Here is a 9,033-nt window from a genome sequence, read left to right on the forward strand (position 1 = left end):
ACGTCGGGACTCGATAAGCACAGCTCGGCCACTTGTGGATAAGTAAAGAGCGGGGATTCTACCGCTGTTCGGTAACAATCGCCCACTGTGCACTGACCGGCTGTGGATAAATCCCGCGCCTGATGCAGTACAATCGCGACTTTTAATCGCCAACCAGCCGGCCATTCCCATGATCGAACCCAAGCGCGTCCTGCGCGCCCTCGCCGAACACTGGGCCTTACTTGAGCCACTGTGCGAACACTTCGACCAAGGCACCCTGAGCCTCGGCGAGCTGCGCGCACAACTGGCCGCCCAACAACTGGACAGCACGCCCCAGGACATCACCAGCCTGCTGGACGTGTGGATTCGCCTGGATATCCTGGTGCCTGTCGCCAAGAGCCCGAACCGTTTCGAGCTCAACGCGCAGATCCACGACTTCCTGGCTTATCTTCGCAAGGAGCACCGGCTTGGCCTGTGCCTGGAGATCGAAGCCTACCTGCGCCATCTGGAGCGCCTGGCCGGTTATATCCAGGATGCCTTCGACATTCGTGATGGCCACGACCTGGCCCGACAACTGCGCCTGCTGGACATGCGCGTACGCGACGTACTGAAAAAACTCGCCAACGACGAACAGGCCCTCGCGGCCGTGGCCGACCGTGCCAAGACCAGCGACCGGCAGATCCCGCTGCGCCAGCGTTATGCTGAAGTCCTGGCGACCTGGGACGAGTACGTCGAACCGATGATCCAGCTGGTGAACGCCGACGGTGCCTTCGAGCAAGGCGTGCGCAAAGTGGAAAACGTGCTGCTGCGCATGCTCACCGAGCAACAGCGCCTCGGCCACCTGGTGGACGACGACATGCTGCTGCGCACCCACGCGCGCATCCTCGAAATGCAGACCAGCGCCCAGTTGACCTTGCGGCATGCCCGCGAACTGCTGTTGCCGCTGCGCGAAGAAGCGCGTCGGCACAACGCCGTGACCCGCGGTGCGGCGCTGGCGCTGTCGGCCATCCGACGTAAGGGCCTGGACGCGGTGCCGCAGGCGGCGATGCCGATGTTTACCCGACCGCAAAGCACCTTCCTCGGCAGTGCCAGCCAGGTCGAAGCCTATGTGTATGCCCTGGCGAACTTCGAGCCGAAACCGGCCCGGTTCCCCAAGGCGCACAAGTCCCACAAGGGCGAAGCCCAGCGCGCGCCGCGGACGGTCAAGGAAATGCTCGAGCGCTGCGAAGACGCGCTGCCGATGCCGGACCTGATGACCTGGCTGCTGGAGCAGGAACCGGACGGTGCCACCGACGAATTGCTGTACTGGTTCTCGCGGCTCTCGCGGGAGAAACGCTTCAAGCGCGAGCGCCTGGAACGCCGCGACTACCACACACACGAGCACCAGGTCAGCCTGCGCTCATTCGCCCTGCTCCCGGCCGGCACCGACGCCGCCGAGCATTCTGCGAGTACACCTCATGCATCTTGATCTATCCGAACTGTCCCAGCTGGCGCCGATCTTTCGCGAGCTGTTCAAGGGTTACCACGTCAGCCGCCGCGACCCCGAGCTGTACGCGCAACTGTCGAACTTCCAAGACCAGTACCGCACGCTGTTCAAGGCCCTGGGCTTTGAGCTGGTGTGCGATACCCGTGGCTTCTACTACTTCGTGCCGGACTCCGCGATTGCCAGTGCGCAGGTCAACAAGACCGCCCAGCGCCTGGCGCTGTTCACCTTCATCATTGTTGAGCACCTGGCCGACCAGGGCCGCGATCCGATCGCCGTGCTCGACGGTGGCAGCCTCGGCCGCGATGAACTGCCGTCCCTGCTGGAAAAATACCGCGACCTGTTTATCCAGGCCGAAGTGCAGACCCAGGAAGAACTCGAAGAAAAAATCATGCGCCGCATGACCCAGCTGGGTTTTGCCAGCGAAGACAACGGCATCTACCGCTTCCTGCCACCGATGCACCGCTTCCTCGACGTGTGCCTGTCGGTGCAGCAAGACCGTGACCTCGCGGCCAGCGTGCACAGCGTGTTGCCGTTGCCGGCACCGGTGATCATCGACGAAGACAGCGATGAGAAGCTGCTGAAGACCGATGACCCGCTGGACTTGAGTGACTTCGCGGAAGAAAGCGAAGAAGACGCCCTGGCCCGCGCCATTGCCGAAGAACAGGAGACCGACGCATGAGTAAGGAACGCTACGGCATCCGCCGCTTCGCCCTATTGAACACCGCCGGCTACAGTTTGGGCTTGTTCCCGCTGGAAGAGCCGCTGTCGGTGTATGGCGCCAACAACCTGGGTAAATCCGCGTCGATCAACGCCTTGCAGTTCCCGATCCTGGCGCGCATGTCGGACATGAGTTTCGGCAAGTACACCCTGGAGCAATCGCGACGCTTCTACTTCGCCACCGACACCAGCTACATCCTGGTGGAAGTCTCCCTGCCCCATGGCCCCCACGTAATCGGCGTGGTCGGGCGTGGCCCGGGCGGCGGTTTCGGGCACCAGTTCTTTGCCTACGCCGGCAAGCTGGACCTGGCCCACTATCAGAAAAACGACACCTGCCTGCGTCAGAAAGAGCTGTTCACCAACCTTGAGCGCGAAGGCCTGAAAGCCTATGAACTCAAGCCTGACGAACTGCGCCGTTTGCTGGTGGGTGGTCATACGTCGATCCCGCTGGACCTGACCCTGATCCCGCTGCGCTCCACCAGTGAGCAAAGCCTGAAAACCTTCCGTGCGCTGTTCATCAACCTGCTGCACATGCGCGAAATCACCGCGGCCAAGCTCAAGCAGCTGTTCCTCGATGCGTTCGAGCACAGCCTGCGTTCGGGTAGTGTGGATTACATCGCAGCGTGCGAAGAAGCCTTCCGCGACGTACGACGTATGGAGCAGGACTACAATTCCCTGGTCGCCGCCGGCCCGCTGGTGGAAGCCCTGGCCAACGGCGTTCGCCAGCGCGACGTCCTGCGCGGCAAGCTGCATCGCCTGTCGCCGCTGCTGGATTCGCTGCTCGGCACCTGGTCGGACTATGCCAGTGCGCGTAAGGAAGAGCTGACCATCCAGGCCGAGCACTACCGCAACGAGCAGGACGCACTGCAGAACGACCAGCGCGGCGGCACCCAGGAGCTGATGCGCCTGGAGCGGGAAATCAGCGGTATCCAGCGTTGGCTGGGCGAGCTGTCGGTGCTCAAGCATCGCTTTGCCCTGGTGGATGACGTCAAGGTCCTGGAGCAACAACTGCTGGCGGCCAAGGATGCTCACGATGAGCTGGCAGGCGCCCTGGCGCAGTCGCGGCAGTTCAGCGCCGAGGATCTGGACGAGCGTCTGCGCGACCTGGAAAAACGCTTGAAGTCGGTCAAGCAGCAGCTTGATCACGCCGACAACAACAGCTATGCCAAGCTGCGCGAAGAGTTTTCGCAGCAGGACGTCGAGCGCCTGATGCGCTTGTTCAACAGCTCGTTGTTCAGCCTGCCATTGGGTGAACACGGCATCACCCTGGACGAGGACGGCCAGTGGGTCAAATCCCTGGAGCAGATCCTCGATGGCTTCAAGGGCGAGCGCTTTGAAGTGCCGGGGCTGTCCATCGACATCTCCCACATCGAACCACCGGCGCTGCAGGCCCTGGCGGATCGCGCGGCGTTGCGCGACCAAAAGGAACGCCTGGAGAAAGAACTCAAGCAGCTGAAAACCCAGCAAGCCGTGGCCTCCGACCGCGCGGCGAGCAAGACCCAGACCGAAGCGCTGTACCAGCAGGTGCTGGACGCGCAAAAGGCGTTGGAAGACTTCCGGCGCGCGCAAACCCTGAGTGCCGAAGAAGGCGAAAAACTGGAAAACCTGGCGCAGATGGAAGCAGCCCAGGATGAGTTGAAACGCTCCAGCGATGCGTTTACCGAACGCGTCCAGCAACTGTCCGCCAAGCTGCAACTGGTAGGCCGCCAGATCGGCGATATGGAAGCCAAGCAACGTACGCTGGATGACGCCTTGCGCCGCCGGCAGCTGTTGCCGGCCGACTTGCCGTTCGGCACACCGTTCATGGACCCGGTCGATGACTCCATGGACAACCTGCTGCCGCTGCTCAATGACTATCAGGACAGCTGGCAGGGCTTGCTGCGTGCCGATGGCCAGATCGAGGCGCTGTACGCGCAGGTGCGCCTCAAGGGCGTGGCCAAGTTCGACAGCGAGGATGATGTAGAGCGTCGCCTGCAATTGTTGATCAACGCTTATGCGCACCGTACAGATGAGGCGCTGACACTGGGCAAGGCGCGCCGCGCGGCGGTCACCGATATCGCCCGGACCCTCCGCAATATCCGCAGCGACTACGACAGCCTGGAACACCAGCTGGCGCTGTTCAACCGCGAGATCAACAAGCGTCAGGTGTCCAACCTGCAGAGCTTCCGCATCGTGCTCGCGCCGAACAAGGAAGCCCTCAAGCATATCGACCAGATCATCCACAGTGCTGGCCAGTATGAAGAAGGCGAAACCCTGTCGGTGTTCGACCTCAGCCAAAGTGCCGAGCAGGACAACAAGAACGAAGAGGCCAAGGAATACCTGGCCCGCCTGGTGGCGGCCAACCATAACCAGTTGGGCCTCAAGGACCTGTTCGAACTGGCCTTCGAGATCACCAAGGTGCACGGCCAGCCGGTGATCCACACCGACATCGATGGCGCGGCATCCAACGGTACCACCATGACCATCAAGGCGCTGACCAACATGTACCTGTTGCTGCACTTGATGGACCGTGACCAGGCCGGGCGTGTGCGCTTGCCGTACTACCTCGACGAAGCAGCGGATATCGATGAGAAGAACCAGGCGGCGTTGCTGGAAACCAGTTTGCAGCTGGGCTTTGTGCCGATCCTCGCCAGTGTGAAGCCGCAGGTGTCTGCCCAGGTGGCAATCGACCTGGAAGGCGGCAGCGGGCCGAACGGGATCTACATCGATGAGGCGGACTGGAAGTACATCCGTCGCCATGATGTGGTGAAGGCGACAGTGAATGTGCAGGCGGATGAACCGGAGCTGGATGAGGTCTGACGTTTTGCGCTGAAATGTAAAAAGGCCGCGATCCGATGGATCGCGGCCTTTTTTGTAGCTTTATTTGCCGAGTGGGATTTTCGGTGCCCAGGTCAGCCATTCCTCTTCGAATTTGTCGAACAGTGGGAAGGTTTGCTGCGGCCGCGCGGCGTTGCCCATGCGGTCGCCGTCTGGCGTGGCAAAGGCGATACCGCCGGCCACCAGCGTCTCCAGGGATTCGGTGCGCACCGTCGCCCCCTTGAACAGGCCAAAGTCGAGGCCAAAGCCGCTGGTGTTCCAGAAGCGGCTGCCACTGCGTACCAGCGGCGCGTACTTGGGCTCGATGAGGATGTGGATCAGCACCCGATCGGCGGTCTGGCCCAACTCGTAGCCGGTCACTTTGCCCACGGTGACTTCACGGTAGGTCACCGGCACACCTTCCTTCAACGAGCCACGGCGTGCGGCGCTGAGTGTCAGGCTCAGGCCGGCCTCCTGGCGGACAGCTTCAGGGGGTTGGGTCAGTGCGACGAAGCTCTTCTGCGGACCGGCGTTTTTCGCAGCCGGCTGCACCTCGATGTATTGCCCGGTGACCAGGGTTTCCAGGTTAGAGGTTTTCATCAGGCCCAGTTCTGGCTTGACCACCCAGAACTGGCTGCCGACGCGCGCGATGCGATCCGCTACTTGGGTAATACGTGCGCTGAGCAGCACCGATTGCATATCGGCACTGAGGTCTACGCTCTCGATCTTGCCCACATCCAGGCCTTTGAAACGTACCGGTGTGCCTGGACGCATACCGTCAGCACGGTCGACCTTGATGGTCACTAGGGTGCCATGCTGAGTGGCCGCCTCACGGTCGGCAAACAAACGGAAACGTGGAATGCGCTTTTTCAGCGGTACGTTCGGCTGCGGCGTTTCGAAGGCAATTCCGCCGGCCATCAGGCTGGCCAGGGACTCACTCTTCACCTGGATACCACCGGTAAGGCCGCCGGTCAGGGTCACGCCGCTGGCATTCCAGAAACGTGTCGAACCGTTAACCAGGTTTTCGTATTCCTTCTCGATATGAACGCCGATCACCAACTGCTTGTTCTTGCGCGAGAACTGGTAGCTCTGCACCGAGCCGACCTTGACCTGTTTGTAGAGGATCGGGCTGCCGACATCCAGGGAGCCGAGGTTGTCGGTGAACAGCACCATGTGCAGGCCAGGGGAACGCAGGTCCAGCGGCGGCGCCTTTGCGCGGGCGACGAATTCGCGCTGCGGGGCGCTGCCTTTGTCACCAGGACGAATGGCGATGTAATTACCTTTGACCAGGGCTTCCAGGCCGGTAATGCCGGCCAGCGAGATGGAAGGTTTGACCACCCAGAACTGGGTGTCCTGAACCAGGTAGTCTTCGGCCAAGGGGTCGAGGGTCAGCTCGGCGTTGGCGCTGGACAGGTCCGGGTCGATCTTCAAGGTTTTCAGGCTGCCCACCTGAATGCCTTTGTACATCACCGGTGTACGCCCGGCCTGCAGGCCTTCGAAGTCCGTGAGCTTGACCTTGGCCTTGATACCGGCAGCGGCCGCGTCGAAATCTTCGTACAGGCGGAACGGCAGGCTCGGATCGGTCGGCGGGCTGTCCTTGCGATTCTCCGGCGTGGCGAAGGCAATGCCGCCGGCGACGATACTGGAGAGGGATTCGCTGCGCACCTTCACGCCGGAGAGATTGGCATCGATGCTGATGCCGCTGGCGTTCCAGAAACGGGTGTGTTTGCGCACAAGGTTGGCGTAGGTCGGCTCAATGTAGACCTTGATCTCGACGGTGCTCTGGTCCTCGGAGAGCAAGTAGCTTTTGACCTGGCCGACCTGTATCTGCTTATAGAACACCGGGCTGCCACGGTTGAGCGAGCCGAGGCGGTCGGCCTTGATGGTCAGGTGCAGGCCAGGTTTGGCGTCGGACAAAGGCGGCTCTTCGGAGAGCGCCTTGAATTTGCGTGTAGGCTCACCGTCACCGGGGCTGGCGGCGATGTAGTTACCCGAGACCAGGGTTTCCAGGCCGGTGATACCGGCAAGGCTGACACTGGGCTTGACCAGCCAGAAACGCGTGTTGGTCTTGAGGTATTGCTCGACATCCTTGTTCATCTCGATGGTGGCAATCACCCCGCGATTATTGCCCTCGTCGTCAAGGGCAAGGGTCTTGACCTTACCCACGGACATGCCTTTGTAGACCACTTCGGTTTTGTTGGCCTGGATGCCTTCGCCGCTTTCAAAGCGCACCTGGATCTCAATACCCTGCTGGGAATAGGCACGCCACCCCAGCCAACCGCCGATGATCAAGGCAATCAGGGGAAGAACCCAAATGGCTGACCAATTGGAGGCCGGGCGGGTTTTAGCTTTAGGCAAATCACTCATGGTCGTCGTCCGACTCCGTGTTATCCCAAATCAGTCGGGGATCAAAAGTTACTGCGGCAAGCATCGTAAGGATCACCACACTGGCGAACGCTGCAGCGCCGAGGTTGGCCTCGACGCTGGCAAGCCGCCCAAAGTTTACGACCGCCACCAGGATGGCGATCACGAAGATATCCAGCATGGACCAGCGGCCAATGAATTCGATAAAGCGGTACATGATAATGCGTTGCTGCGCGGAAAGCGGTTGGTGACGTTGAACCGAGAACAGTAACAGGCCAATGCCCACCAGCTTGAACGTCGGCACCAGGATGCTGGCGATGAACACCACAGCCGCAATCGGGAACATGCCGTGCTGCACCAACTGGATCACACCGGCCATGATGGTGCTGGGCTCGCCCTGGCCGAGGGAATTGACGGTCATGATCGGCAACAGATTGGCGGGGATATACAGAATGGCCGCCGTGATCAGCAAGGCCCAGGTACGGGTGAGGCTGTTGGGGCGACGGGCATGGATCAGCGCACCGCATCGCGTGCAGGTTTGCTCATCGGTGTCAGGATCTTGTTTGTTCAGCTCGTGGCATTCAGTACAAATCAGAATGCCCGCATCAATCGCCCGCATGATCATCCTCTCCTGACAGTGCTTGCCAGATCTGGTGCGGCGACATCACCACCTCAAGCAGAACCTGAACCATTAATAGGCTGACAAAGCAGACCAGACCCAGGCCGATGGTGATTGAGGCCATGTCGGCGAGTTTCACGATCGCCACCAGTACGCCCATCAAGTAGACCTCCAACATTCCCCAATCTTTCATATGGTGGTAGATGCGGTACAGAAGCAGGCCGTAACTACGGCCGATCTTCCAACGAATACTGAGCAGCACCGCCAGCTGGCAAAGCAGCTTGAGCAGTGGAATACCCATGCTGCATAGGAACACCACGGCGGCGACGCCTTGCATCCCGGTATCGAATAGACCGACTACGCCACTCCACACGGTGTCTTCTGAGGACTGCCCGAGCAGATTGAGCTGCATGATGGGCAGAAAGTTCGCCGGGACGTACAGCAACAGTGCGGCGAGTACCAGGGCGAGGCTGCGCTCAACGACATTATGGCGGTGAGCGTAGAGTTCATAACCGCAACGCGGGCATTGGGCTTTTTCACCGAGGGCGAGCATGGGTTTGCGCATCAGCAAGTCGCACTCATGGCATGCCACCAAGTTGTCCAGTGGTAAATCCGACACCTCAAGGGCATCAACCGGATCCGGCATAGATAGGGCTCTGACTCTAAAAAAGGTTAGGTGCCTATTCTAGTGGTCTGGTTCAGAAATAACTGTGCAAATTTGTCGTGCATCTTTGCGCACTTTCCGAGCGCCCAAAACAAAACCCCATCTGCTTTCGCAAATGGGGTTTCGGAATTTAATCTTGACGATGACCTACTCTCACATGGGGAAACCCCACACTACCATCGGCGATGCATCGTTTCACTGCTGAGTTCGGGATGGGATCAGGTGGTTCCAATGCTCTATGGTCGTCAAGAAATTCGGGTACTGAGTCGTGGCCAGATGGCCTCGCTTCAGCAAATTGGGTATGTGACAGCTGTCGGTGTTTTGTGAAATTTCGAACTTTCGGTTCATTGCGTCTTCACACACCGCAATCTGATGCTCTTTCGAGTAGTCAAATTGCTTGGGTGTTAT

The 9,033-nt window shown here is 60.2% G+C and carries 6 protein-coding genes and 1 rRNA gene; 3 read left to right on the forward strand and 4 right to left on the reverse strand.

What is annotated here, in order from left to right; all coding sequences use genetic code 11:
- The first annotated feature begins 169 nt into the window (after positions 1-169).
- Genes mksB through mksF form a run of 3 tightly spaced genes read left to right on the forward strand, consistent with a single transcriptional unit; the run spans position 170 to position 4,981 of the window.
- The gene (mksB, locus tag AC07OP_RS06120) at positions 170-1,447 is read left to right on the forward strand and encodes an Mks condensin complex protein MksB (protein WP_027606955.1); all 1,278 of its coding nucleotides are present in this window, start codon (positions 170-172) and stop codon (positions 1,445-1,447) included.
- Positions 1,437-2,144: an Mks condensin complex protein MksE gene (gene mksE, locus AC07OP_RS06125; RefSeq protein WP_027606956.1), complete on the forward strand. Its 708-nt coding sequence runs from the start codon at positions 1,437-1,439 to the stop codon at positions 2,142-2,144. Before mksB ends, mksE begins: the two co-directional genes overlap by 11 nt.
- The gene (gene mksF, locus AC07OP_RS06130) at positions 2,141-4,981 is read left to right on the forward strand and encodes an Mks condensin complex protein MksF (RefSeq protein ID WP_027606957.1); all 2,841 of its coding nucleotides are present in this window, start codon (positions 2,141-2,143) and stop codon (positions 4,979-4,981) included. Before mksE ends, mksF begins: the two co-directional genes overlap by 4 nt.
- A 60-nt stretch (positions 4,982-5,041) precedes the next feature.
- On the opposite strand, the gene AC07OP_RS06135 is transcribed toward mksF, so the two are convergent.
- From AC07OP_RS06135 to rrf, 4 genes are all read right to left on the reverse strand, one after another.
- Positions 5,042-7,345 carry a PqiB family protein gene (locus AC07OP_RS06135; protein ID WP_495101049.1) on the reverse strand — a complete coding sequence of 768 codons (2,304 nt, stop codon included), beginning with the start codon at positions 7,343-7,345 and terminating at the stop codon, positions 5,042-5,044.
- Positions 7,338-7,961 carry a paraquat-inducible protein A gene (locus AC07OP_RS06140; RefSeq protein WP_495101048.1) on the reverse strand — a complete coding sequence of 208 codons (624 nt, stop codon included), beginning with the start codon at positions 7,959-7,961 and terminating at the stop codon, positions 7,338-7,340. The genes AC07OP_RS06135 and AC07OP_RS06140 overlap by 8 nt, the downstream gene beginning before the upstream one ends.
- Positions 7,948-8,607, reverse strand: coding sequence for a paraquat-inducible protein A (locus tag AC07OP_RS06145; RefSeq protein WP_065923981.1), 660 nt, complete (start codon positions 8,605-8,607; stop codon positions 7,948-7,950). Before AC07OP_RS06145 ends, AC07OP_RS06140 begins: the two co-directional genes overlap by 14 nt.
- Positions 8,608-8,759: 152 nt before the next feature.
- Positions 8,760-8,875 (reverse strand): 5S ribosomal RNA (gene rrf / locus AC07OP_RS06150).
- Positions 8,876-9,033: the final 158 nt, after the last annotated feature.

Source organism: Pseudomonas sp. GW821-FHT09D08, from assembly GCF_059416305.1.